The 25614-nt window shown below is 56.8% G+C and carries 29 protein-coding genes; 21 read left to right on the forward strand and 8 right to left on the reverse strand.

All coding sequences use genetic code 11. From position 1 onward, the window contains the following. The first annotated feature begins 18 nt into the window (after nt 1-18). Nucleotides 19-945 carry a LysR substrate-binding domain-containing protein gene (locus PQR63_RS05505; protein WP_408166346.1) on the forward strand — a complete coding sequence of 309 codons (927 nt, stop codon included), beginning with the start codon at nt 19-21 and terminating at the stop codon, nt 943-945. Nucleotides 946-1010: 65 nt separating this feature from the next. Here PQR63_RS05505 and PQR63_RS05510 read toward each other — a convergent pair whose 3' ends face one another. From PQR63_RS05510 to xseA, 5 genes are all read right to left on the reverse strand, one after another. Then, a complete protein-coding gene (locus PQR63_RS05510) occupies nt 1011-1625 on the reverse strand; it encodes an FMN-dependent NADH-azoreductase (RefSeq protein WP_094565014.1) in 615 nt (204 codons plus the stop codon). An 80-nt stretch (nt 1626-1705) separates the two neighbouring features. After that, entirely contained in the window at nt 1706-2407 is a 702-nt protein-coding gene (locus PQR63_RS05515; RefSeq protein ID WP_094565013.1) for a pirin family protein, read from the reverse strand. Nucleotides 2408-2765: 358 nt separating this feature from the next. Further along, a complete protein-coding gene (locus tag PQR63_RS05520; protein ID WP_094565012.1) occupies nt 2766-3152 on the reverse strand; it encodes an OsmC family protein in 387 nt (128 codons plus the stop codon). A 125-nt stretch (nt 3153-3277) separates the two neighbouring features. Beyond that, entirely contained in the window at nt 3278-3856 is a 579-nt protein-coding gene (sodB, locus tag PQR63_RS05525) for a superoxide dismutase [Fe] (protein ID WP_007876983.1), read from the reverse strand. A 199-nt stretch (nt 3857-4055) separates the two neighbouring features. Next, nucleotides 4056-5429, reverse strand: a complete 1374-nt coding sequence (gene xseA, locus PQR63_RS05530) for an exodeoxyribonuclease VII large subunit (protein WP_408166348.1) — start codon at nt 5427-5429, stop codon at nt 4056-4058. A 325-nt stretch (nt 5430-5754) separates the two neighbouring features. Here xseA and PQR63_RS05535 point away from each other — a divergent pair, with 325 nt between their 5' ends. The 17 genes from PQR63_RS05535 to PQR63_RS05615 all read left to right on the forward strand — a co-directional run bounded on the left by PQR63_RS05535 (nt 5755) and on the right by PQR63_RS05615 (nt 21099). After that, nucleotides 5755-6360 carry a MotA/TolQ/ExbB proton channel family protein gene (locus PQR63_RS05535; RefSeq protein WP_408166350.1) on the forward strand — a complete coding sequence of 202 codons (606 nt, stop codon included), beginning with the start codon at nt 5755-5757 and terminating at the stop codon, nt 6358-6360. 12 nt (nt 6361-6372) lie between these two features. Then, complete coding sequence (locus PQR63_RS05540) at nt 6373-6831, forward strand: ExbD/TolR family protein (RefSeq protein ID WP_408166352.1); 459 nt, start codon at nt 6373-6375, stop codon at nt 6829-6831. A gap of 84 nt (nt 6832-6915) precedes the next feature. Continuing rightward, nucleotides 6916-7899, forward strand: a complete 984-nt coding sequence (lpxK, locus tag PQR63_RS05545) for a tetraacyldisaccharide 4'-kinase (protein WP_408166776.1) — start codon at nt 6916-6918, stop codon at nt 7897-7899. After that, on the forward strand, nt 7880-8089 hold the full coding sequence (locus tag PQR63_RS05550) for a Trm112 family protein (RefSeq protein WP_408166354.1): 210 nt from the start codon (nt 7880-7882) through the stop codon (nt 8087-8089). Before lpxK ends, PQR63_RS05550 begins: the two co-directional genes overlap by 20 nt. Before the next feature lie 49 nt (nt 8090-8138). After that, complete coding sequence (kdsB, locus tag PQR63_RS05555; protein ID WP_408166356.1) at nt 8139-8942, forward strand: 3-deoxy-manno-octulosonate cytidylyltransferase; 804 nt, start codon at nt 8139-8141, stop codon at nt 8940-8942. Between the two features lie 312 nt (nt 8943-9254). Next, the gene (gene adk / locus PQR63_RS05560; protein ID WP_408166358.1) at nt 9255-9911 is read left to right on the forward strand and encodes an adenylate kinase; all 657 of its coding nucleotides are present in this window, start codon (nt 9255-9257) and stop codon (nt 9909-9911) included. Between the two features lie 278 nt (nt 9912-10189). Further along, on the forward strand, nt 10190-12307 hold the full coding sequence (locus tag PQR63_RS05565; RefSeq protein WP_408166778.1) for a sodium-translocating pyrophosphatase: 2118 nt from the start codon (nt 10190-10192) through the stop codon (nt 12305-12307). A gap of 81 nt (nt 12308-12388) precedes the next feature. Beyond that, on the forward strand, nt 12389-13147 hold the full coding sequence (locus PQR63_RS05570) for a 3-hydroxyacyl-CoA dehydrogenase (RefSeq protein ID WP_408166360.1): 759 nt from the start codon (nt 12389-12391) through the stop codon (nt 13145-13147). Nucleotides 13148-13246: 99 nt separating this feature from the next. After that, nucleotides 13247-14443, forward strand: coding sequence for a patatin-like phospholipase family protein (locus PQR63_RS05575; protein WP_408166362.1), 1197 nt, complete (start codon nt 13247-13249; stop codon nt 14441-14443). A 124-nt stretch (nt 14444-14567) separates the two neighbouring features. Beyond that, on the forward strand, nt 14568-14948 hold the full coding sequence (locus PQR63_RS05580) for a guanyl-specific ribonuclease (RefSeq protein ID WP_408166365.1): 381 nt from the start codon (nt 14568-14570) through the stop codon (nt 14946-14948). Then, complete coding sequence (locus PQR63_RS05585) at nt 14927-15394, forward strand: barstar family protein (RefSeq protein ID WP_369828895.1); 468 nt, start codon at nt 14927-14929, stop codon at nt 15392-15394. Before PQR63_RS05580 ends, PQR63_RS05585 begins: the two co-directional genes overlap by 22 nt. A gap of 75 nt (nt 15395-15469) precedes the next feature. Further along, nucleotides 15470-16090 (forward strand): phosphoribosylglycinamide formyltransferase, encoded by a 621-nt coding sequence (gene purN / locus PQR63_RS05590; RefSeq protein ID WP_408166367.1) that lies wholly within the window; start codon nt 15470-15472, stop codon nt 16088-16090. Nucleotides 16091-16112: 22 nt separating this feature from the next. Continuing rightward, nucleotides 16113-17369, forward strand: coding sequence for an RsmB/NOP family class I SAM-dependent RNA methyltransferase (locus PQR63_RS05595; protein WP_408166369.1), 1257 nt, complete (start codon nt 16113-16115; stop codon nt 17367-17369). After that, nucleotides 17369-17956, forward strand: coding sequence for a phospholipase D family nuclease (locus PQR63_RS05600; RefSeq protein WP_408166371.1), 588 nt, complete (start codon nt 17369-17371; stop codon nt 17954-17956). Before PQR63_RS05595 ends, PQR63_RS05600 begins: the two co-directional genes overlap by 1 nt. Before the next feature lie 49 nt (nt 17957-18005). Further along, the gene (locus PQR63_RS05605) at nt 18006-19343 is read left to right on the forward strand and encodes a mechanosensitive ion channel family protein (RefSeq protein ID WP_408166373.1); all 1338 of its coding nucleotides are present in this window, start codon (nt 18006-18008) and stop codon (nt 19341-19343) included. Nucleotides 19344-19505: 162 nt separating this feature from the next. After that, nucleotides 19506-20702 carry a DesA family fatty acid desaturase gene (locus PQR63_RS05610; protein ID WP_408166375.1) on the forward strand — a complete coding sequence of 399 codons (1197 nt, stop codon included), beginning with the start codon at nt 19506-19508 and terminating at the stop codon, nt 20700-20702. 16 nt (nt 20703-20718) lie between these two features. Beyond that, on the forward strand, nt 20719-21099 hold the full coding sequence (locus PQR63_RS05615) for an MliC family protein (protein WP_408166377.1): 381 nt from the start codon (nt 20719-20721) through the stop codon (nt 21097-21099). A gap of 155 nt (nt 21100-21254) precedes the next feature. Here PQR63_RS05615 and rpmG read toward each other — a convergent pair whose 3' ends face one another. The 3 genes from rpmG to radC form a co-directional block, all read right to left on the reverse strand. Continuing rightward, nucleotides 21255-21422, reverse strand: coding sequence for a 50S ribosomal protein L33 (rpmG, locus tag PQR63_RS05620; protein WP_007877024.1), 168 nt, complete (start codon nt 21420-21422; stop codon nt 21255-21257). A gap of 24 nt (nt 21423-21446) precedes the next feature. Continuing rightward, complete coding sequence (rpmB, locus tag PQR63_RS05625) at nt 21447-21683, reverse strand: 50S ribosomal protein L28 (RefSeq protein ID WP_054264245.1); 237 nt, start codon at nt 21681-21683, stop codon at nt 21447-21449. 214 nt (nt 21684-21897) lie between these two features. Further along, nucleotides 21898-22572, reverse strand: coding sequence for a RadC family protein (gene radC / locus PQR63_RS05630; protein WP_408166378.1), 675 nt, complete (start codon nt 22570-22572; stop codon nt 21898-21900). A 130-nt stretch (nt 22573-22702) separates the two neighbouring features. Between radC and PQR63_RS05635 the strand changes: the two genes are divergently transcribed. The 3 genes from PQR63_RS05635 (at nt 22703) to PQR63_RS05645 (ending at nt 25604) form a co-directional block, all read left to right on the forward strand. After that, a complete protein-coding gene (locus PQR63_RS05635; RefSeq protein ID WP_094564995.1) occupies nt 22703-23158 on the forward strand; it encodes an FKBP-type peptidyl-prolyl cis-trans isomerase in 456 nt (151 codons plus the stop codon). 10 nt (nt 23159-23168) lie between these two features. Then, nucleotides 23169-24131 carry a 4-hydroxy-3-methylbut-2-enyl diphosphate reductase gene (ispH, locus tag PQR63_RS05640; protein WP_408166380.1) on the forward strand — a complete coding sequence of 321 codons (963 nt, stop codon included), beginning with the start codon at nt 23169-23171 and terminating at the stop codon, nt 24129-24131. Nucleotides 24132-24674: 543 nt separating this feature from the next. Next, on the forward strand, nt 24675-25604 hold the full coding sequence (locus tag PQR63_RS05645) for a branched-chain amino acid ABC transporter permease (protein WP_050478544.1): 930 nt from the start codon (nt 24675-24677) through the stop codon (nt 25602-25604). Nucleotides 25605-25614: the final 10 nt, after the last annotated feature.

The raw sequence follows: 25614 nt of genomic DNA on the forward strand, positions 1-25614 counted from the left end.
CTCTTTTCGTCAATTCCTATGTTCAGAATCAGCCTCGACGCCTTGTTGATCCTTGATGCCATCGACCGGCGCGGTTCGTTTTCCGCCGCAGGTCTGGAGTTGCATCGCGTGCCGTCGACGATTTCCTACACCGTGTCGAAGCTGGAGCAAGACCTTGGCGTCCTAGTGTTCGAGCGGCAAGGGCCCAAGGTAGTGCTCACGCGTGCCGGGGAAGAGTTGCTGAAAGAAGGGCGCTATCTGCTCAAGGCGGCCGAAGATCTGGAACATCGCGTGCGCCGCGTGGCCTCGGGCTGGGAAACTGAGTTCACCATCGGCCTCGATTCACTGTATTCCGCGGCATCGCTGGAACCCGACATCGTTGCTTTCTATCAGGTCGCCGACCGCACGCGCCTGCGCATTGCGCGCGAATCGCTGGCAGGTACCTGGGAGGCATTGCTTGATCGCCGCGTCGACCTGTTGATTGCGGCACCGGGTGAAGGTCCCGCAGGCGGTGGTTATGTGGCAGAGCAAATCGGGTCGGTGAAGTTCGTCTTCGTGGTGGCGCCGCATCATCCGCTGGCCAAAATGAACAAGGTGTTGAGCAAGGCCGACCTGCATCCGTATCGCGCGATCAGCGTGGCGGATTCGGCGCGCAAGATGCCGCCGCGCACGGTTGGTTTGCTGTTCGGTCAGGACACCTTGACCGTGCCGGACATGCGCAGCAAATATGCTTTGCAGCTGGCGGGTGTAGGTTTTGGATTCTTGCCGGAGCCGTGCGTGCAAAAGTCGATTGCATCCGGCGCACTGATCGTGAAGGAAGTGGAAGAGCCGCGCGCAGAAGAAACCTTCTCGCTGGCCTGGCGTGTCGGTGAAGATGGCGCGGCCTTGAGCTGGTGGCTCAAGCGCATGCGTGAAACGGATGTCCTCAAGCGCATGCTGTCGCAGATTGCCGACGGCGGTTTGTAGACTGAACAAATGTAAAAAAAGCGCGACAGCTTGTGGCCGTCGCGCTTTTTTATTGGGGCGACAGCTTATGCCGCAACCAGAGTGCCGATGGTTTCGCGAGTTTGTGCGATGGCTTTTTCAACAGCTGCTTCGCCCATGCCCAGACCTTCGCTGTGCACGAAGGTGATGTCGGTCATGCCGATGAAGCCCAGCACGCCGCGCAGATAGGTTTCATGGAAATCCATGACCTTGGCCGGACCTTCGCTGTACACGCCGCCGCGCGAAGTGAAGACATAAACCTTCTTGCCTTGGATCAGGCCGACCGGGCCGGTTTCGGTGTACTTGAATGTCACGCCGGCACGTGCTACGTGGTCGATCCAGGTCTTCAGTGTCGAAGTGATCGAGAAGTTGTACATCGGCGCACCGATGACGATGATGTCGGCGGCGTTGACTTCAGCAATCAGTTCTTCCGAGACTTTTACCAAGGCTTGTTGCTCAGCGCTGCGCTTGTCGGCTGGCGTGAAGAACGCACCCAGCTTTTGCTCGTCCAGATGAGGAATCGGGTTGGCCGCGACATCGCGTTCGACCACGACGCTGCCTGGTTGGGATGCTTGCAACTTGGCGACGAATTCGCCGGCGACCTGACGCGAGATAGAGCCGGTGGTGCGAGCGCTGCTGTTGATGAAGAGAATGTTTGCCATGATTTTTCCTTGTGTTCGTGATTGTGAGGTTGTTGCCTGCACCGCCGCCGTAGTGGCGTAGCGGTGCAGGGAGTGTGGGTTTAGTAAGGCAGATCGAAGAGCAGGAATTCAGCCGCTTCCGCCTTCTCGAACGTGATCAGGCTCTCTGCGCTGATCTTGATCGCATCGCCGCCGGACAATTGCTTGCCATTGACGGTCAGCTGACCGCGGATCAGGTGTACATAACCCAGGCGTTTGGCGGCCAGTGTGTGCTCCAGTTTGGCGTCGCCGTTCAGGATCGAGGCAAAGATCGATGCGTCCTGATGGATCAGTACCGAGTTGTCGCGGCCATCAGACGAGGCGATCAGGCGCAACTGGCCTTGCTTTTGCTCCGGAGTGAAATTCTTCTCTTCGTAGCTTGGCGGAATGCCCTTCACGTTCGGCTGGATCCAGATCTGCAGGAAGTGCACCGGTTCTGTCTTCGAGTGGTTGAACTCGCTGTGACGCACGCCGTTGCCGGCGCTCATGCGCTGGACGTCGCCATAGTGCAGGACCGAACCTGTGCCCATGCTGTCTTTGTGTTCCAGTGCGCCGTCGAGGACATAGGAGATGATTTCCATGTCGCTGTGACCGTGCGTGCCGAAGCCCATGCCTGGTGTCACGCGGTCTTCATTGATGACTTGCAGCGGACCGAAGCCGACATGTTCCGGATCGTAGTAATGGCCGAATGAAAATGTATGGTGCGAATTCAACCAACCGTGATCGGCGACACCGCGTTCGTTGCTTTTGCGAATTTGAAGCATGTTTTTCTCCGTCGGTTAGTGCAGACAGGGCGGTTGGCGAGGTGTTTTTGATCTCGCTGAACTGCTTGTTGTTTGCAGGATTAAGTGGACAGAACGGAGTATGCGCGGGGCAAAAAGAAAAGAAAAACGGAAAGATTGGTGGGCTATCATCGAATAATTCGATGATAGTTATAAGTTATTGATAAATATGATTTTATTTTAATTTTTATAAGGCTATTTGCGATGTTTTAAAGCGATTTTCACGGCTGTTGTCGATAAAAATCGAAAATCGCGATTACCAAGTCCTGCATGCATTGTCGCGAGGATGCTGAAGAGTGTGGGGAAGGGAGTTGGCCGCTGATCGAGCCGGCCATGGCAATCAGGGAAATGCCGTGCGAATCGGTGTGCCTTCGCGCAGGGTTTTGGTCACGGGCGTCTTTTCGCAGATCTCGCCAAGGCGGGTGAGCTGTTCCGGTGTCAGGGCATTGCCGAAGGTGATGGTGCGTTCGATATTTTCGAGTCCGCAATCGTCGCGCGAGAAACGGGCATCGACGTGGATGCTGCCGAGATCCCAGCCTTTGCGATCGGCGTACATGCGCAGGGTCAGCGACGTGCAGGCGGCCAATGCGGCCAGCAACAGCTCATACGGCGCAGGGCCGGTATCGGTGCCCTTGTTGTCCAGCGGTTCGTCGGCAGTCAGCTGGTGAGTGCGCGCGCGGATTTTTTGCGCGTAGCCGGCGTCATTGTGCAGGTGTACGGTTGCCATGATGCGAGTCCTGTTTCTCTATGGGGATGCCGCGATTGTTGCATATTCCGTTTTCAGATTTTCACCGGGCGTAAAAAAAGCCTGCACGCGGGCAGGCTTTTTCCAAGAGCAAAAACCGGATTTGCTTATGCGAAATTCTTCGCTGCGAAATCCCAGTTCACGATGCCCCAGAATGCTTCTGCATACTTCGCGCGTGCATTGCGATAGTCGATGTAGTAAGCGTGTTCCCAGACGTCGATCGTCAGCAGAGCCTTGCTGTCGGTGGTCAGCGGTGTGCCGGCGCCGGTGGTGTTGACGATGTCCAGAGTGCCGTCGGCTTTCTTGACCAGCCATGTCCAGCCCGAACCGAAGTTTGCCAGGCCTTGCTTGGTGAACTCAGCCTTGAATGCGTCGAAAGTACCCCACTTGGCGTTGATGGCGTCAGCCAGTGCACCGCTTGGAGCGCCGGCGCCCTTTGGGGTCAGGCCGTTCCAGTAGAAAGTGTGGTTCCAGATTTGTGCTGCGTTGTTGAACACGCCGCCGGAGGACTTCTTGATGATGTCTTCGAGGGACAGGTTTTCGAATTCAGTACCAGGGATCAGGTTGTTCAAATTTGTCACATAGGTCTGATGATGCTTGCCATAGTGATATTCGAGCGTTTCCTTGGAGATGGTAGGTGCCAGTGCGTCGAGTTCGTAAGGCAATGCCGGTAGGGTATGCGCCATGGTGAATCCTTTCGGGTTTGTTGATTAAAACAAGGTTTTTATTCTGAGTCTGTGATTCTAAAGCGGATAGCGATTCTTTGCACTCTCCGAGCCCGCGTAAGCAGGTATCGACTGCCGGTATTTAATGTAGGAAATGCTGACATCAGCCCACATCAGCGTTGCAAAACGTGATGATTCTCAATCAGGCGTCAATCAGACTTCAATCAAGCGTCGGCTGCACACTGGCGATGCCGACTTCGGCGCTGCCTTCGGCCAATCGCAGCGTCACATTGCTGCGCGGCTGCAGATCCGATGGTGCGCGCAAGACCTTGCCTTTGCTGTCGGTGACGATCGCGTAGCCGCGCTCCAGCGTGCGCTGGGGATTGAGCAATTCAAGCTGGGCATTCTGTGCCGCCAGCAACTGGCGTCTGTGCTGGTTGAACTGGGCGACGGCGTTGCCGATGCGACGCTGGCGGTCGCCCAGCAAGAGACGTACGGCGCGCGTGTCGGGCAGGCGGTTTTGCAGACGCATCTGCAAATGTTGGAGCTGGTAGCGCGCTTTGGTGACCGGTGTGCGCGTGGCGTGTTCCAGTCTGGCTTGCAGGGCATTGAGTTTGACGCGCTCATGCGTGATGTAGGCGGTAGGACTTACCAGGCGGCGCGACATCCAGTCGACGGTCTGGCTGCGTTCGGTCAGTTGGCGTTTGAAGGCGCGTGTCAGGTCGAGCGCGTGACTGTGCAATTCTCCCAGCCACTCTGCGCGCGGCGTGGCGCACAACTCAGCGGCGGCGGTCGGCGTCGGTGCGCGCAGGTCGGCAGCGAAGTCGGCAATGGTGAAATCGGTCTCGTGGCCCACGCCCGAAATCACCGGCATCGGCGAGTCGACGATGGCGCGCGCGACAGCTTCATCATTGAAGGCCCATAAGTCCTCCATGCTGCCGCCACCGCGGCCGACCAGCAGTACATCGCATTCGTCGCGCTGTGCAGCGGTCCGGATGGCGCGTGCAATTTTGGCGCCGGCGCCTTCACCTTGCACCGGTGTGGGGTACAGAATCACGCGCACATGCGGGGCACGGCGGCGCAGTGCGGTCAGGATGTCGTGAAGCGCTGCCGCCTGCGGGCTGGTGACGATGCCGATGCAGCGCGGGAAGGTCGGTAGAGGGCGCTTGCGGTCGGGGTCGAAGAGGCCTTCGTGCTCCAGTTTTTCTTTCAGTCGCAGGAAGGCTTCGTAAAGATTGCCGACACCGGCGCGGCGGATTGCTTCGACATTGAGCTGGTAGTCGCCGCGCGGCGCGTAGAGTGTGACCAGTGTGCGCACTTCGACCTTGTCGCCTTCGCGCGGCGAAAAACCGGCGTGCTGGGCGCGACCCTTGAACATCACGGCGCGCACCTGGGCGGCATCATCTTTCAGCGTGAAATACCAATGTCCCGATGCAGCGCGGGTAAAATTGGATATTTCGCCGGATACCCAGACCAGCGGGAACGTCCGTTCCAGCACGCGCGCGACCGCCTGATTGAGCGCCGAGACGGCGAGCACCGGCGGACCGGAAGGCGGAGTAGAGGGTGAGGAGCTGGAAAAATCGTCAAAAGTCATGGTGCCGGCGTGGAATCGGGTAGTCTTGCGGTCGTGTTGCAGATGCTGTGCATCGTTTCTGCTCAGTTTTAAAAAACGCTTTGAAATCAAGGGGCTTAACGTCTTGCCACGTGCTTGTTCACAAAGTTATGCACAGAAAATGTGGGTAAAGTGCACAGGCTTGCAAAGCGCGATTCTAAAGCTGTTTGCGCGCGGTGTCCGGCAAAATGCATCTTGACCTTGCCGGGCCGGGGGCAACGCGTTACATTCTGCACCGGAAAATTAATCCGTATATATTCAGTTCGTTCAGTTCGTTCAGTTCTTTAAGTTATCAAAGGAGTCTCTCTTGTTCGCAATCATCCAAGCCGCAGGCTGGCCGATCTGGCCGTTATTGATCGCCTCCGTCATCGGCCTTGCGCTGGTCATCGAAAGACTCTTGTATCTGCGCCGCTCGCGCATCCTGCCTGAAGATCTGTTGCCGGAAGTGGTACGCGTCTATGAGTCCGGCCGTGTCAACGAAGATGTGATCGACAAGCTGGAACAAAATTCACCGCTGGGCCAGGTGCTCGCCGCCGGCTTGCGCAATGTTGACGCGCCGCGCGAAGTCATGAAGGAAGCCATCGAAGAAGCCGGTCAGGCCGCCGCACACCGTCTGGAACGTTATCTGACCACGCTGGGTACGATTGCCTCGCTGGCGCCGCTGATGGGTTTGTTCGGCACGGTCATCGGCATGATCGAAATTTTCGCCTCGCAAAACGCCGCCGGCACCAATCCTGCACAGCTGGCGCACGGGATTTCGATTGCCTTGTACAACACCGGTTTCGGTCTGGCGATCGCGATGCCCGCCCTCGTGTTCTATCGCCATTTCCGCGCGTCCGTTGACGGCTTCGTGGTCGACATGGAGCAGCAAGCGGTCAAGTTCGTCGACGTTGTACACGGCGCCCGCCAGTAAAGAGGAACCGCCATGAATTTTCGCAAAGGCCGCGGACGGGAAGATCTGGAAATCAACCTGATCCCCTTCATCGACGTCTTGCTAGTGATCGTGATCTTCCTGATGGTGACGACGACCTACAGCAAGTTCACCGCCTTGCAGATTACGCTGCCGACCGCCGACGCTGAGAAGGCGCTGGAGCAGCCGTTTGAACTGAATGTTGCCGTCGACGCGCAAGGGCATTACGCCATCAATAACGTGCAGATTGCGGCGCGCGATGTGAGCGGCATCGCCAAGGAATTGCAAAGTGCAGTCCAGGCTAACGAGGCCAGTGTTGCTGCCGGCACCGGCACGGCCAAGGCAGATCCGGTGGTCATCATCAATGCCGACGCGCTGGCCGCACATCAGACCGTGATCAATGTGCTGGAAGCGGCGCGCACGGCTGGTTTTTCGCGCGTGACGTTTGCTGCACAAAGCAGCAGCGGCAAGTAATTGCGGACGCTGTTTTCGTTTCTCTGACCAGGCCTACTTTTGTCCGATCACGCTTCCTTTGAATCCGCATTGACGCGCGCCTGGATGCAGCGCGGCTGGCTGGCGTGCCTGCTGTGGCCATTGTCGCTGCTGTTCGGGCTGATTGCGCTGGTGCGGCGCACTTTGTACCGTATCGGCTTAAAAAAAGCGGCGCGTCTGCCGGTACCTGTGATTGTGGTCGGCAACATCTTTGTCGGCGGCACCGGCAAGACGCCACTGACGATCTGGCTGGTGCAAGCCTTGCGCCAGGCAGGCTATACGCCGGGTGTGATCTCGCGCGGCTACGGCTCGAAAGTGGCCGAAGTGCGCGAAGTAACTTCTGCCTCGCAGGCACAGGACGTCGGTGACGAACCGCTGTTGATTGCAGAACGCACCACTTGCCCGGTCATGGTCGGACGCGCACGCGTGGCCGTCGGTCAGGCTTTGCTGGCCGCGCATCCTGAAGTTGATGTGATTGTTTCGGACGATGGTATGCAGCATTACGCCATGGCGCGCGATGTCGAGATCGTTTTGTCGGATGCGCGCGGCAACGGTAATGGCTGGTTGTTGCCGGCAGGCCCGTTGCGTGAGCCTGTTTCGCGTCGTCGCGATTTCACGGTGTGCAATGTCGGTAGTGACGCTAGCGCTACTGCGCCCGCAGGCGCTGTTTCCATGCAGCTGGTAACTGACCAGGTTGAGCTGTTGAAGGATCGTGCCTGCAAACAGCCGCTGGAGGCACTGAGCCGGGCTGAGGGCATCGCGGCGGTCGCCGGTATCGGCAATCCATCGCGTTTTTTTGCAACACTGACCCGAGCCGGCCTGAACTTTGAAGCGGTGGCATTGCCAGATCACTATGATTTTGTGCAAAACCCTTTTGCCGGCCTGTCGGCCGCGGTGATCCTGATCACCGAGAAGGATGCAGTAAAATGCAGGGCAATTGAGGCCATCAAAAACGACCCGCGTATCTGGGTCGTGCCCGTGACGGCGCGCATAGACGGCGCGCTGGCTGAACATATAGTGGAGAAACTCCGTGAACGCCCGACTGCTTGATATTCTCGTTTGCCCGATTTGCAAGGGACCGCTCGAGTTCGACAAAAAAGCCCAGGAACTGATTTGCAACGGCGACAAGCTGGCTTATCCGATTCGCGACGGCATTCCCATCATGTGGGCTGACGAAGCGCGCGATCTCGGTGCTGCGCCTGCGACACCTGCTGCTCCGGTTGCTCCAGCTGCCGAATAAACTGCCTTAGTCCTGTTTCTGTCTTGTTGACCGTCTGATTGCACCCGCCATGTCCTTTACCGTCATCATTCCCGCGCGCCTTGCTTCCACCCGTTTGCCGAACAAGCCTCTGGCCGATCTCGGCGGCAAGCCGATGATCGTGCGCGTGGCGGAGCGGGCCGCTTTGTCGGGAGCCGCGCGTATCGTGGTGGCAACCGATCATCGCGATATCTACGCCGCTTGCGAGCAGCACGGCATCGACGTCGCCATGACGCGTGCCGATCATCCGTCCGGCACCGATCGCATTGCTGAAGTAGCGGCCGCGCTGGATCTGGCCGACGACGCGGTGGTCGTGAACGTGCAGGGCGACGAGCCGCTGATCGATCCGGGGCTGATCGCGGCGACAGCCGGTCATATCAAATCGGATGTGCCGATGGCGACCGCCGCGCACAGCATCGAGCTGCTGCCGGAGATGTTCAACCCGAACGTCGTCAAGGTGGTGCTGAACAAGGAAGGCCGGGCCATGTATTTTTCGCGCGCGGCGATTCCATGGCATCGCGACGGTTTCGCGCAGTCCAAAGAAAGTCTGTCCGAGTTGCACAGCCACGAGTTCGCACCCTTGCGGCACATCGGCATGTACGCCTACACCAACAAATTTCTGCAGATCTACCCGACGCTGACGGCCTCGCCGCTTGAACGCATCGAAGCGCTTGAACAATTGCGCGTGCTCTGGCACGGCTATTCGATTGCCGTGCATGTGACGTCGCTGTTGCCGGAAGCCGGTGTCGATACGCCGGAAGACCTGGAGCGCGTGCGCAAGCATTTCGAAGCGCCGCCGGACAGCCCGCTGGTCGCGGCAATTTCTGCACTGTAATTTTTGTCCCTGATCGGTTGATGGGGGCGATATGCGTTCGGCATAATAATGAGACGACTCGTATCGTCTTTGATATCCATGAGTGTTCGCTTTGTAAGTCTGCTGTCATTCTCACCATTGATAATTCAGTGAACCGGGTTGCCTAAAAAATAGGCGTTTGTCATGATCTGGTAAGATTTTGTGGTAAGTTTCGTACAGAGCAGAGATACACGGCGTCAACAGAGACAATCGCCTTCGATGGCAGTAATTGGATAGGTTGTTACGTTCAGTGGCCATCGCAACAGAATTCAAAACTTCAATTTAGGAAAAAATATGCGCCTCATCCTTCTAGGAGCGCCTGGTGCCGGTAAAGGTACGCAAGCCACTTTTATCAAGGAAAAATACAATATTCCTCAGATTTCGACCGGAGACATGCTGCGCGCCGCCGTTGCTGCCGGCACGGAACTGGGCATTGCCGCAAAGAAGGTCATGGACGCAGGTGGTCTGGTGTCCGACGACATCATCATCGGCTTGGTTAAGGATCGCCTGAAGCAGGCTGATTGCGCCAACGGGTACCTGTTCGACGGTTTCCCGCGCACAGTTCCGCAAGCCGACGCCATGAAGGATGCCGGCGTCAAGATCGACTACGTGCTGGAAATCGACGTTCCCGACAGCGCCATTGTCGAGCGCATGAGCGGTCGTCGCGTGCATCAGCCTTCGGGCCGCACTTACCACGTCAAGTTCAATCCGCCGAAGGTCGAAGGCAAGGACGACGTCACCGGCGAAGCGCTGATCCAGCGTGACGACGACAAGGAAGAAACCGTCAAGAAGCGTCTGTCGGTGTATCACGAACAGACCGAAGTGCTGGTTGGCTATTACGGTAAATGGGCCGAGTCGGGTCAACCGGGTGCGCCGCAATATCGCAAGATCGCCGGCGTCGGACCGGTGGAGCAAATCAGAGAGAGTGCATTTAACGCACTGTCGGCATAAAATGAAGCGGACCATGTGTCCGCTTTTTTTACGCCTGTGACCAGGCTGGAGTGGCGACAGTGGCATCAGCAGTAACATCAGTAACGTCAGCGGGAGAGCAGGCCAAAGTAGCGAAGGGGTAGAAGCCCGGCATCACATATAAGATCCATAAAGATCCATAAAAAAAGGGCGACGTAAAGTTTTGCAGTGCGCAGTGTCTGTACAGAACCGGTCAAAGAGAGCGGCGGTGCAGAAGGTCGTGATTGTTTACTTTGTCGTGATAACAAGGAGGAGACATGATGGCAGGAGCCTTATGGTTTGCCGTAGCATGCGGCGTCGTCGCAGTGATCTATGGCCTCATTTCCCGTAGTTGGATTCTCAAACAAGACCCCGGCAACCAGCGCATGCAGGATATCGCGACCGCGATCCAGCAAGGTGCCGCGGCTTACCTGGCGCGTCAATATCGCACCATTGCGCTGGTCGGCGTGGTGCTCTTCATCGTCATCGCATTGATTCCCGGCCTCGGCTGGATTACGGCGCTCGGCTTTCTGATCGGTGCCGTGTTGTCGGGCGCGTGCGGTTTCATCGGCATGAATGTCTCGGTGCGTGCCAATGTGCGTACTGCGCAGGCGGCGACCAAAGGCATGAACGAGGCGCTCAACGTGGCGTTTCGCGGCGGTGCAATTACCGGCATGCTGGTGGTCGGGCTGGGCCTGCTGGGCGTGGTGCTGTTTTTCTGGTGGCTGTTTTTGCGCGGCGTCGGCAACGCGCCGTCGTTGCATGACGCCATTCAACCCTTGATTGGCCTGGCGTTCGGCGCTTCGCTGATTTCCATCTTTGCGCGCCTGGGTGGCGGCATCTTCACCAAAGGTGCGGACGTTGGTGCCGATCTGGTAGGCAAGGTCGAGGCAGGGATTCCCGAAGACGATCCACGCAATCCGGCGGTGATTGCCGATAACGTTGGTGACAACGTCGGCGACTGCGCGGGTATGGCCGCGGACTTGTTCGAGACCTATGTCGTCACGCTGATTGCGACCATGTTGCTCGGCAGCCTGCTGCTCAAAGGCGCAGAAGTGCTGGCAGTGGTGTATCCGCTGCTCTTGGGCGGCGTCTCCATTCTGGCGTCGATCATCGGTTGCATGATGGTCAAGGTGGCACCTGGCAAAAAGATCATGTCGGCTCTTTACACCGGTTTGTGGTGGGCGGCGGGATTGAGTCTGGTCGGCTTTGCCATCGTCACCTGGACGGTGATGCCACCGGAACTGCGAGTGGCGATGATGGGCTCGGCGGTGATCGGCATCGTGTTGACCGGCCTGATGGTCTACATCACGGAGTACTACACCGGCACAGATTTCAAACCGGTTCAGCATATCGCGGAGGCCTCCACGACCGGCCATGGCACTAACATCATCGCCGGTCTCGGCGTGTCGATGAAGTCGACCGCTTATCCCGTGCTGGCGGTGTGCGCAGCGATCCTTGCATCGTATTGGCTGGCCGGTTTGTACGGCATTGCCATTGCGGCGACGTCGATGCTGTCGATGGCCGGCATCATCGTGGCGCTGGATGCTTACGGGCCGATTACCGATAACGCAGGCGGTATCGCCGAGATGTCAGGCATGCCGGAGTCGGTCCGCGCCATTACTGATCCGCTGGATGCTGTAGGCAATACCACCAAGGCGGTGACGAAGGGTTATGCCATCGGCTCGGCCGGTCTGGCGGCGCTGGTGCTGTTTGCCGATTACACGCATGCGCTCGATTCGGTAGGCAAGAGCACATCCTTCGATTTGTCCAATCCGATGGTGATCGTCGGCTTGTTCATCGGTGGTTTGATTCCCTACCTGTTCGGCGCCATGGCGATGGAAGCGGTGGGGCGCGCGGCGGGTGCGGTGGTGATCGAAGTGCGCCGTCAGTTCAGCGAAATCAAAGGCATCATGGATGGCAGCGGCAAGCCTGAGTACGACAAGGCCGTCGACATGCTGACCTCGTCGGCGATCAGGGAAATGATCGTGCCGTCTCTGTTGCCGGTGGTCGTGCCGATCATCGTCGGCTTGCTTCTCGGGCCCGCGGCATTGGGTGGATTGCTGATGGGAACCATCGTCACCGGTTTGTTCGTCGCTATCTCGATGACGACCGGCGGCGGTGCCTGGGACAACGCCAAGAAGTACATCGAAGACGGCCACCACGGTGGCAAGGGTTCCGATGCACACAAGGCGGCCGTGACCGGTGATACGGTGGGCGATCCTTACAAGGATACGGCCGGTCCCGCAGTCAATCCGCTGATCAAGATCATCAACATCGTGGCCCTGCTGCTGGTGCCTTTGCTGCCGGCACCGGCTTTGACTGCTGCGTCAGCCGTCGTGCCTGCAGCGGTAACTGAGACAACAGCTGTTGTTGTGACCGTCCCCGTGGGAAAATAGCTTTTCCCATCCCACAAGGATGATCAAAAAAACGACCGGCATGGGCATCCCATGCCGGTCTTTATATTGGAGAGAAGAGACATGCAGATTGCTGGACAAGTGTTTGTAGTAACAGGCGCGGCATCGGGATTGGGCGCGGCAACCGCGCGCATGCTGGCGGAAAACGGCGGCAAGGTGGTGCTGGCAGATTTGCAGGAGGAGGCCGGTGAGAAGCTGGCAACCGAGCTGAAAGGCAAATTTGTGCGCTGCGATGTCACGACCGAAGAAGACGGTCTGAAGGCTATCGAAGCGGCCAAACAGCTGGGCAGTCTGCGCGGCCTGATCAATTGCGCCGGCATCGCGCCCGGCGCCAAGCTGATCGGTAAGGACGGCCCGCATACCATGGCCTTGTTCCAGAAAACGCTGAACATCAATCTGGTCGGCACCTTCAACATGGCGCGTCTGGCTGCGGACGCCATGAGCAAGCAAGATCCGTTGGAGCAGGGCGAGCGTGGCGTGATCATTAATACCGCCTCGGTGGCCGCATTTGACGGTCAGATCGGGCAGACGGCATATTCTGCATCCAAGGCGGCGATCGTCGGCATGACGCTGCCGATGGCGCGCGATCTGGCGCGCAGTGGCATCCGTGTGATGACGATTGCGCCGGGGATTTTCGAGACACCGATGATGATGTCCATGCCGCAAGAGGTACTGGATTCACTCGGTGGCGCGGTGCCTTTTCCGCCGCGTCTGGGCAAGGCAACGGAATATGCCCACCTGGCCAAGACCATCATTGAAAACCTCATGCTCAACGGCGAAACCATCCGTCTCGACGGTGCCATTCGCATGCCGCCAAAATAGAACGGTTACGTAATTTTTCTTTGCGTATTTTTGGCAACATCTCACATTTTTGCTGGCCAAATATCGCCTAAAGCGCGTGCGCCCTGATAAGCTGTTGGCATGGAGTCAACAGATAAAAAAACAGGATTGATCCTGACTGGCGGAGGCGCACGCGCGGCTTATCAAGTTGGCGTGTTGAACGCTTTATCCATGATTTTGATGGAAGCCGGCTGGCCGGCCCATCGGAATCCTTTCCAGATCATCTGCGGTACCTCGGCCGGTGCAATCAATGCGACTGCGCTGGCCTGCCGCGCTGATGACTTCGGCGAGGGCGTGCGTGAGCTGATGAGCGTCTGGTCTAACTTCCGGGTCGAACAGGTCTATCGCTCTGACTCGCTCGGCGTGATTCGCTCCGGCGCGCGTTGGCTGTCGCTGTTTTCCTTTGGCTGGATGCTGCGCAAGTGGCGCGCCAATCCGCCTAATTCTCTGCTGGACAATACTCCGCTGGTCACCATGCTGCATCGCCTGCTGGATCTGCCGAGGCTGGATGATGCATTGGCCAACGGCACCTTGCATGCGCTGGCGGTGACAGCCTCGTCCTATACCGGTGGCCAGCATCTGACCTTTTATCAATCGATGCAGGAAATCGAACCGTGGCGGCGCACGCAGCGCGGCGCTATTCGGGACCAGATCGGCGTCGAGCATTTGCTGGCGTCGTCGGCAATTCCGTTCATCTTTCCAGCGATTCCGATTTTTTACGAAGGCCGTCGCGAATATTTCGGTGATGGTTCGATGCGCCAGATTGCGCCGATTTCGCCCGCGATTCACTTGGGTTCGAGCAAGATTCTGGTAATCGGCGCCGGTCGCATGGGCGAGCGCTCCGAAGCGCCGACCGAGCTGGCGCAATACCCGAGTCTGGCGCAGGTGGCCGGTCACGCCTTGTCGAGCATTTTCCTTGACGGGCTGGCGGCCGACATCGAGCGCACCAACCGCGTCAATCAGACTTTATCCATGCTCACCGCCGAGCAGCGCGCCAAGATGCCATTGCGGCCGATCGAAGTGCTGGTGATTTCCCCCTCCGAGCGCATTGACGAGATCGCCAGCCGGCACGTCAACAGCCTGCCGCGCCCCGTACGCGTGATGCTCGGTGGCATCGGCGCTACTGAAGTACGCGGTGCGGCGCTGGCATCCTATCTCTTGTTCGAGCAGAGCTTTACGCGCGAGCTGATCGCCCTCGGCGAACGCGATACCTACGCCATGCGCGATCAGGTTCTTGCATTTTTTGAACCAGATCTGGCCTTGGCGCTCCAAGCCTGAGCGTCACGCACCTACCTTGCAGAACGCAGATACGGGTTGCTTGGTTTGAAGCAAAACGTTACTCTAGACGATGGTATTGCAAAAAATTGATACTTCTGCAACATAAAATAATGCGAGCCTGCTCTTGAAGACAACCTTTCTGAAACAGTGGTGTGTATTTCTCGCAGCACTGTTGTTATCGTTCTCCGTATTCGCCAAAGGCTCGCCCGATAGTGGCGTCGGCAACGTCGCCGCAGGCACGTTACCGCCGGAAGCGCAGCAGACTTTGGCTCTGATCAAGCAGGGCGGTCCGTATCCGTATGCCAAGGACGGCGTCGTGTTTGGCAATTACGAAGGGGTTTTACCCAGGCAGAAGCGCGGGTATTATCACGAATTCACCGTGAAAACGCCGAAAGCACGTAATCGCGGCGCGCGTCGGATCATCTCCGGCGGCAATCCGCAAACGTCGGGTGAGTACTATTACACCAAGGATCACTATCAGACATTCCAGCGCATCAGGGAATGAACAAACAGATTCTGGTTGCAGCATCCATTGCAAAATCTGAGGGAGAAATGAGTTTATTTAAAACGGTGCCGCCAAATGTTGTGCAGTCCATCCGCGCCTTTCGCGTCGGCGACTTGCAGGAAGAGGCTGCTCGTCTTGGCCAGCACTTTTTGTACGCCTATTGCGCCGAGGCAATGACGAAGCAGCAGGTTCTGGCGATCATTGCGGGTGCTTTTCATTTCCCCCGCCATTTCGGCAAGAATTTTGATGCGCTCGGCGACTGCCTGACCGATTTGACGCATAAGGCCGGCCCTCAACCTGGATTTATTGTTGTTATCGAGCAATTGCCGAATACACAAAAATTCGACAAGGAAGCGCGCGAAACCTTGTTGGACGTGTTCCGCGATGCGGCGGATTTCTGGGCCGACAAGAAAGTTGCTTTCCGCGTTTTTTACTCATTTCAGTAACATTTACCCGCCCGTAGTTGCGTTTTTGCCGATTTTTCGTCAATTTGACCACGGGCAGCGGTTACAATGCCGACCATGAGAAGCATTGTTATCCTGATTTCCGGACGCGGCAGTAATATGGAAGCCATCGTCCGGGCCGCAGAGGCTGAACACTGGCCCGTTTCCATCGCAGCAGTCATCAGTAACCGGTCTGATTCGGCCGGTCTTGATTTCGCCCGGCAGCATGGTATTGCGACCGCAGTCGTCGCTAACAAGGACTACCCCACACGCGAGCTGTTCGACACCGCCTTACGCGCCGTCATTGATGGGTTTGCGCCCGATCTGGTGGTACTGGCCGGTTTCATGCGTATCCTGACAACGCCTTTTGTCGAACACTACGCCGGACGGATGCTGAATATTCATCCGTCGCTGCTGCCATCCTTTCCCGGGCTGGCAACGCACCGGCAAGCGTTGGCGGTGGGCGTCAAGCTGCATGGCGCGACAGTGCATTTCGTCACTCCCGATCTGGATCACGGACCTATCGTGGTACAAGCGGCAGTGCCGGTGTTGAGCACCGACAGCGAAGAAGTGCTGGCTGAGCGCGTGCTGCAACAGGAACATCTAATTTACCCGCGCGCTGTGCGCTGGTTCGTCGAAGGCAAGCTCCGCCTGGACAACGGTCGTGTTCACATCGACCCGTCCGCCGAGCAAGTCTGAATATCACTTTGAAGGAAGCAGTATGAGATTGCCACCCGCAATCGTTCCCCACACGGAAGAAGTCTTGCGTGAAATTTTGCGTTTTACCGGCCCGGCCGATGTGACGCTGTCGCGCTATTTCCGCGAGAATCCCAAGCTGGGCGGCCGTGAACGCGGCGTCATCGCCGAATCGGTCTATGGCTTGTTGCGCAACAAGTCGGTCTACACCAATTTTGCGGAATCCGGCGTCGGTCCAATGATGCGCCGTATGGCATTGCTGGGCCTGACGGATACCGTCAGCATCGAATCGATCGCCGGCTTGTCGACGGAAGAAGTCGAATGGCTCACGCGCACCGCGCAAATCGACCGTAACAAATTGCCGCTGGCGATGCGTTCTAATTTGCCCGCCTGGTTGCTGGAAAAACTGATCGCGCGTGACGGCGAAGCTGCCACCATGGAACTGGCCGAAGCCATGAACCAACCGGCGCCACTGGATTTGCGCGTCAACGTCATCAAGTCGAATCGTGAAGCCGTTGCCGCAGAGTTGGCCGCCGCGCCGATTCTGTGCGAACCGACACCATACTCGCCGCTGGGTTTGCGCGTGATCAAGAAGCCGGCCTTGCAAAATCTGCCCCTGTTCAAGGATGGTGCCATCGAAGTGCAGGACGAAGGAAGCCAGTTGCTGGCTCAGGTCGTCGGCGCCAAACGTGGCGAAATGATCGTCGACTTTTGTGCCGGTGCCGGTGGCAAGACGCTGGCATTGGGCGCAGCCATGCGCAATACAGGTCGTTTATATGCATTCGACGTTTCAGAGAAGCGCTTGATCAAACTCAAGCCGCGTCTGGCGCGCAGCGGTTTGTCGAACGTGCATCCGGTCATGATCGCGCATGAGAACGACGCCAAGGTCAAGCGCCTGGCAGGCAAGATCGACCGTGTACTGGTCGATGCGCCTTGCAGCGGTTTGGGCACCTTGCGCCGCAATCCCGACATGAAATGGCGTCAGACGGTGGAAACCATCGCAGAGATGCACGCCAAGCAGGTCAATATTCTGACCAGCGCAGCCCGTCTGTTGAAGGCTGGCGGTCGCCTGGTCTATGGCACCTGCAGTTTCCTCAATGAAGAAAACGAAGATGTCGTCGTTGAATTCTTGCAAAACAATGCCGACTTCACGCTGGTGCCGATGAGCGTCGTGCTGGAAGAGCAAAAGATTGCACTGGAAATGGGTGACTACCTGAAGCTGCTGCCGAACCTGCATCAGACGGATGGTTTCTTCGCTGCCGTATTGGAACGCAAGAAATAATGCGGGCAGGCATCTGGCCGGCGCGCCGGGCTATCTGGCTGTCGCTGGCGCTGCTATCCGTCAGCGCAGCGACGCAGGCTTTTGACTCCGGCGGCGCCAACGGTACACAGCCGATGGCGGCGCAGGGAACCCTGCAGGTCGCTTTCACACCCGGCGACGACATCGAAGGCCTGATTACGGAAACGCTCGACAAGGCGCGCAAGCAGGTTCTGATGCAAGCCTATATTCTGACGAGCAAACCGCTGACCAACGCCTTGATCGCTGCGCACAAACGCGGCGTCGATGTGCGTGTGCTGGTCGATGCCGACCAGCTCAACAAGTCCGGGCGCGAGCGTATTGCCGATATGCAGAAAGCTGGCATCAAGGTCTTGCAAGAAACAAAATACAAGAGCGCCCACAATAAAGTTATCGTCATCGACGCCGGCAATGCTGACGCGACGGTGATTACCGGTAGCTACAATTTCACCTGGACTGCGCAAAACAAGAACGCGGAAAATATCCTGGTTGCACGCAAAAATCCGCCGCTCGCTGCCAAATACGCCGCCAACTGGATGCGCCATTTCCAGGAAGCCGAGGCGTATCAATAAGATTGACTACAGATTGACTGCATAGCGCGTCTGCTTCTCTACAAGGACCATGTCAACTTTGCTCTCCGATTTCTACGAATACCTGTTTGGCGATCTGGCCCCGTTGGAGCTGATGCGCCAGGCCGTCGTCATTCTCATGTGCGTACTGGTTGGGCTGGGCTTGTCACGCTGGCTGCGCAAGCTGTTTATACTTTCCTCCAGCGAAGACAGCGTCGTTAATATCGGCGTGAAAAGCTTCGTGCGGGTGTTATCGCCGCTGTTGATTTTGATCCTGCTGGTCGTGGCGCGGCTAGTGCTCATGCGCCTGAAGCTGCCGGTGACGCTGTGGCAAGTCATGTTGCCGCTGATGATTTCGCAGGTGGCGATGCGCTTCGTGTTCTATGTGCTGCGCCGGATCTTCATCAAGGACGTCACCGCAGGCGCTTTCCTTCAGCTATTTGAAAAAATCTTCGCGATTCTGGTCTGGATCTGCGTAGTGCTCTACATCACCGGGCTGTGGCCTGATCTGGTTGATTACCTCGATACCACCATGCTGCCGCTGGGTCGTCACAAGACGTCGATGTTGACCATCCTGCAGGCGACGGCATCGGTATTGGTGACATTGATCATCGCCATGTGGGCAGGCGCCATGCTGGAAGACCGCCTCATGAAGCTCAATACCATGCATTCGTCGCTGCGAACCGTGGTGGCGCGGCTGGTGCGTGCGATCTTGATTCTGGTGGCGATTCTGGTCAGCCTCTCGCTGGTCGGCATCGATCTGACGGTGTTGTCCGTGTTCGGCGGCGCTTTGGGCGTCGGCCTCGGTCTGGGTTTGCAAAAGATTGCCAGCAGCTACGTATCGGGATTTGTGATCTTGTTGGAGCGCAGTCTGGCTATCGGCGACATGGTCAACGTCGATCGCTATTTCGGAAAAGTCACGCAGATCAATACGCGCTACACTATTCTGGAAGGTCTGGACGGCATCGAATCGGTGTTGCCGAATGAGATGTTCATGTCCAGCCCGGTGCAGAATTATTCGCTGAATCGAAAAATTATACGTTTGGCAACACAAGTTACCATTTTGTATCAGGACGATATCGAAACGGTATTGTCTATGCTGGAGCAGGCCACAATTAACGTGGAGCGGGTGTCAGACCAGATTCTGCCGCAAGCCCTCCTGATCAAGATCGGGGAAGACGGTTTGCAGCTGGAAATAGGTTTTTGGATCACCGACCCTGAAAACGGTCGTCTGAATGTGCTCTCGGACGTTAACAGAGCAATCTGGCGGGTGTTTAAAACCCAGGGAATCCAGGTGGCGCATCCAAAACGCGACATTCGCGTGATGGATCAGCGCAGTTTTGAACAAAGTGTTGTCGGTCAGGCATCTTCCATGCACAAGGATGCATAATCAGCGTACAATGCCGGAAAATACAAGAATATAAGTGGTAGATGGTTGCAGCCTAAGTTTGCAACTCTTGTTTGCAACGAGGTTCTAACCTTGTCGCCCTTATCGGCTGGCGACTCAGCTTGGCAAGTTCAATTGCCGTGACGTATTTCTTTTGGAGTGGTAATGACAGTAGATTCGATCCTGGACTTTCTTTCGAACGGCTTGCTGCACGCAACCGGTTGGCAGATTTTCTTTTACACCCTGATCATGACGCACATCACGATCGCCGGTGTGACCATTTACCTGCATCGCTGCCAGGCGCACCGTGCGTTGGATTTGCACGCCATTCCAAGCCACTTTTTCCGTCTCTGGTTGTGGATGACCACAGGCATGGTCACCAAGGAATGGGCTGCGATTCACCGCAAGCACCATGCCAAGTGCGAAACTGAAGAAGATCCGCATAGCCCGCAAGTACGCGGCATCAAAAAGGTGCTGCTGGAAGGCGCCGAACTGTATCGCGCTGAATCCCGCAACGCCGAAACCATGGAAAAGTATGGCCATGGCACACCGGACGACTGGATCGAGCACAATATTTATAGCAAATTCGGCTGGCAAGGTGTCGGCCTGATGCTGATCATCAACGTCATGCTGTTCGGCGTTATCGGCCTGACCGTTTGGGCTGTGCAGATGCTGTGGATCCCTATCACCGCCGCCGGCATCATCAACGGTATCGGCCACTTCTGGGGCTACCGCAACTACGATTGCAACGATGCTGCGACCAATGTGTTCCCATGGGGAATCATCATCGGCGGCGAAGAACTGCACAACAATCACCACACCTTCGGCACATCGGCCAAGCTGTCGTCCAAGTGGTATGAGTTCGACATCGGCTGGATGTACATCCGCATTCTGGAGATGATGGGTCTGGCCAAGGTCAAGAAGGTTGCACCGGCACCGAAGTTTGATCGTCAGAAGCTGGTCGCCGACTTCGACACGCTGCAATCCGTGATCGCCAATCGCTACGATGTCATGTCCAAGTACGCCAAGTCGCTCAAGCGCGCCTGGGCTGATGAGCTGGAACATCTGGCTGAAAAGGCCAAGCTGGAATCACGTTTCCTGAAGTCATCCAAGAAGTTGCTGCAACGTGAGCCGGCCAAGCTGGAAGACGGTCAAAAGCAACAATTGTCCGAACTGTTCACACACAGCAAGGCGCTGCAAACCATGCACGAAATGCGTGTGGAACTGGGTTTGATCTGGGGCCGCTCCAACTCGACGCGCGAACAGCTGTTGCATCAGCTGCAAGACTGGTGCGTGCGTGCAGAAGCTTCCGGCATCCATGCGTTGCGCGACTTCGCCCAACGCCTGCGTAGCTACGCTTAATTTGTCTTGGTCGGCTGTGGGTAAAATCTATTCTTCGGTTTTGCTCACGGCCGTCGCCGCTTTGGCGGCACTTCCCGGCGCAACGCTGGCGAAGACTTCAAACCTTAGTCTCCCTGGTATCAAACTGTTCAGTCAGCAACGCGTGATTTACCGCTGTGCAGGCGACGTGCGCTTGCCTGTGCGTTATCTCAACACGGATGCCGGCGCGCTTGCCTATTTGCCTGCGGGCGGCAAGAGGCTACTGTTCGTCAGTGTGGTCGCCGCTTCCGGCGTGAAGTATGTGGCCGGAAACTACGTCTGGTGGAGCAAAGGCAGGGAAGGCTTTTTGGCCGATAAAACGCAGGGCGAGGATGCCGAGCCGATCTTGAGGGACTGCAAGCAGATCGAAAACTGGTAGAGCAGTCTGGTCGTACAAATGGCAGTGAGCCTGAGCGGTCACGTCCATCAACAAGGTTAGCGCTAATACCAATATTCCAGGCAATAATATTCAACGCAATAAAAAGCCCCGCAGATTTGCATCGCGGGGCTTTTTACTTACAAGAGAAAAATCAATTACTTGATCTTGGTCTCTTTGTATTCGACGTGCTTACGTGCCTTGGGATCAAACTTCATGATCGCCAGCTTCTCAGGCGTTGTACGCTTGTTCTTTGTCGTGGTGTAGAAGTGACCTGTACCTGCGGTCGACTCCAACTTGATTTTGTCGCGGCCGGATTTAGCCATGATAGGTTTCCTTTACTCTGCTAGTTAGACTTTTTCGCCGCGAGCACGCATGTCGACCAAAACGGCATCAATGCCGACTTTGTCGATTACGCGCAAACCAGCGTTGGACAAGCGCAGGGAAACCCAGCGGTTTTCCGACTCAACGAAAATGCGACGGTTTTGCAGGTTAGGCAAAAAGCGACGCTTGGTCTTGTTATTCGCATGGGAGACGTTGTTGCCGACCATCGGCCCCTTCCCGGTGACTTGGCAGACACGTGCCATGTTGATACTCCTTATAAATTCCAGAAATTGGAAAAAAGGAGAGTATATACAGAAAACTCTGATTTTTCAATGACTTGCGAAAAACAATTGTGTCGGAGTTTGTTTTTTAATTTAACAATTAAATATGCATGCTATGCATCCCCTGAGTTTCGCGGAATTGCTATCGTGGCCCCGCAGCTCTCCGTGGGCACGGGACGCAAGGCTACAGCAGTATTCATAGCTGCCCGTGCTCTGCGAAGGAATGTGTTTCCCGCCCGGCCACTACAATGTGATCCAGCACCTTGATGTCGACCAGGTTCAGCGCCTGTTTGAGATTGCTGGTCAGATGCAGGTCGGCGGCGCTCGGCGCGACTTCTCCGGATGGATGGTTGTGCGCAAGAATCAGGCTGGCCGCATTATGCGCCAGCGCCGCTTTGACGATTTCGCGCGGATAGACGCTCGCATGCGTCAGTGTGCCGCGAAACAGTTCCTCCGACTCGATCAGGCGATTTTTGACGTCGAGAAACAGGACGACGAAGGCTTCATAGGCTTTTCCATGGAACAGTAACTGTAGATACTGCTTCACCGCCTGCGGAGAGTTGAGCGTGGTTCCTGCGCGCAACTCTTCCGACAAGGCGCGCCGGGCAAGCTCCAGTACCGCCTGCAACTGAGCATATTTGGCCGGGCCCAGCCCATTGATGCGGACGAAATCGGCCAGCCTGGCGGCAAACAAGGCCTGTAGCGAGCCGAAATGTCCCACCATATCGCGCCCCAGATCGACCGCGCTTTTGCCGGCCACGCCAACACGCAGGAACACTGCCAGTAATTCGGCGTCAGAGAGGGCATGGGCGCCTTGTTTAATGAGACGTTCGCGCGGGCGCTGGTCTTCCGGCCAGTCAGTAATCGCCATGGAGTCCTTGGTTCGTTAAATTTAGTGAATGAATTAAGCGGTCTGAAGTCGAGGCTTGTTTTTACGGAGTAGGGCAAGGTGGCTTACAATAGCGGGCTGTCACGCCTACTGAATTTACTGAATACTCTTCATGTCCAACGCATCTGTCCCGGTCGTCACCGAAAACGCCTACCTCACACTGCATTACCGCCTGGCATCCATGGCCGGCGAAAATATCGTCAGCACCTTTGAGGAAAAGCCCGCTACGCTGCAATTTGGCCAGGGCCAATTGGCGCCGTTTCTGGAGGCTTGCTTGCTGGGATTGGAAGAGGGTGCGCATCAGACGTTTGAGCTGTCTCCCGATAAGGCTTTTGGGCCGCGCAACCCGGAATTGGTTCAGCGCATCTCGCGCGCCACGCTGGAAGAAAATTCGTCCATGGATGAAGATTATCGCGTCGGTGACCTCGTCGATTTTGCAGCACCGGGCGGCGGACGCTTTGCCGGCGTGCTGCGCGAGATTGACGAGCAGGGCGCGCTGTTTGATTTCAATCATCCGCTGGCCGGACAAACGTTGAAATTTGAAGTGAAAATCATCGGGATTCTGTAAGGTGCTCGATATGGATAAGCAAGAACCTGAAATTTTATTGGCTCAACCGCGCGGTTTCTGTGCAGGGGTTGATCGCGCCATCGAAATCGTTGAGCGCGCGCTCACACAGTTCGGCGCACCGATTTACGTGCGTCACGAAATCGTCCATAACGCCTATGTCGTTGCCGACCTGCGCAACAAAGGCGCCATCTTCATCGAAGAACTGGCGGATGTCCCGGCCGGCAACACCGTGATTTTTTCTGCGCACGGCGTGTCCAAGGCTGTACAGGCAGAAGCGCAAGAACGTGGCCTGACCGTGTTCGACGCCACTTGCCCGCTGGTCACCAAAGTCCACATGGAAGTCGCCAAGATGCGCCGCGAAGGCCGCGAGATCATCATGATCGGGCACGAGGGCCATCCCGAGGTTGAAGGCACCATGGGCCAGACTGAGGCAGGCATGTATCTGGTCGAGACTGTCGACGATGTCGTGAAGCTCCAGGTCACTGATCCGGATTTGCTGGCGTATGTCTCGCAGACCACGCTGTCGGTTGATGACACCACCGACATCATCGCTGCGTTGAAAGACAAGTTTCCCAACATCGCCGAGCCGAAAAAAGGCGATATCTGCTATGCCACCACCAATCGTCAGGAAGCCGTCAAGTTCATGGCTCCCCAAGTCGACGTCGTGATCGTGGTCGGCAGTCCCAATAGCTCCAATTCCAATCGCCTGCGCGAAGTGGCCGAGAAGAAGGGCGTGCCGGCCTACATGGTCGACAACGCTGATCTCATCAATGCCGACTGGCTGGTGGGCAAGAAGCGCATTGGTGTCACCGCGGGCGCCTCGGCTCCGGAAGTACTGGTGCAGGCCGTCATCGACCGGCTCAAAGAGGGCGCAACGCGCAGCGTGCGTATTCTCGACGGCATCGAAGAGAACGTGACTTTCCCCATGCCGAAAGGTCTGGGTGGCGGGCGTTCCATCGTCAGTAACGGCTGAATTCGGTTCGCCGGGCAATCGCGATTTGTAATCCGTAATCCGGTTCGCAATTCCAGTCCTTGTTTGCCACACATCTTTAAAGCAAAAAAAGCGCATTCGTTGCGCTTTTTTTGCGTCTGTCGTCGGTCGGATATCCAATGCCGGCGTGCATTAGCGTCTATTCTCGTATTGTGGGAGCGGCTTAGGTATAATCCCGCTCCAACCGGCGAGTCCCCACAAGGTACGCTCGCTTTATTCACATTACAGATCTTTCGACCAAGAAGGAGTGCAATCGATCATGAGCATCCCCATGAGCACTTTCAATTATCTGCCCCAGCTTGCCCGCACACGCTCCATCTTGACGCGTTTCTTTGACCTCTCGTCTTATCTGTATCCATAGCATTCGGGGCTGACGGCCTTGGTACGCAAGGCTATCGGTCATTTGCACAGATTCTCGGATCGGGAACAGTTTTTGCTCTAAAGCTCGCATGCAATCGTAGATGCTCAGGCATCTTGCATCGACATATCTCATTGACGTTACGAATTTAGGAAGCAGGCATTCTTATGGACATATTCATCCAGCAAATCATCAACGGCCTGGTCTTGGGGAGCATGTACGCCCTGATTGCCTTGGGTTACACGATGGTGTACGGGGTCTTGAACCTGATCAATTTTGCGCACGGCGACGTGCTGATGATCGGGGCGATGGCCGGTTTGAGCATTCTGAAACTGGTGCAGCACGTTGCCCCCGATCTGCCCGGCATCGTCAAGTTGATCATTGCGATCATCGGCGCGATTCCCGTGTGTGTGATCGTCAGCATGATCATCGAACGGGTAGCCTATCGCCCACTGCGCAATGCACCGCGTCTTGCCCCGCTGATCACCGCCATTGGTGTCTCGATCCTGCTGCAAACACTGGCTATGATGATCTGGGGCCGCAGCCCGGTTCCTTTCCCGCAAATCATGCCGTCGGATCCGGTGCATATCGCCGGCGCGCTGATCTCGCCAACGCAGATCATGCTGCTGCTGTTGGCGCTCGCCGCGATGATCGGCCTGGTGCTGATCGTTGAGAAGACCAAGATGGGCCGCGCCATGCGCGCCACCGCCGAGAACCCGCGCATTGCCGGGTTGATGGGCGTGGATTCGAATCGCGTGATCGTCGTCACCTTCATCATCGGCGCAGCGCTGGCAGCGATTGCCGGCGTCATGTGGGCAGCCAACTACTCCACAGCGCAATTCGCCATGGGCTTCGTGCCGGGGCTGAAAGCCTTCTCGGCAGCGGTCTTGGGCGGTATCGGCAATATCTATGGCGCCATGCTGGGCGGCATTCTGCTGGGCCTGATCGAAAGTCTGGGCGCCGGTTACATCGGCGATCTGACGGGCGACTTCCTGGGCAGTAACTACCAGGATATCTTCGCCTTCATCGTGCTGATCATCGTCTTGACCTTACGCCCATCCGGAATCATGGGAGAACGCGTCGCAGACCGCGCTTAAAAATTTACTC

This window comes from Herbaspirillum rhizosphaerae (assembly GCF_046025915.1).
GTDB lineage: Bacteria > Pseudomonadota > Gammaproteobacteria > Burkholderiales > Burkholderiaceae_D > Herbaspirillum > Herbaspirillum rhizosphaerae_A.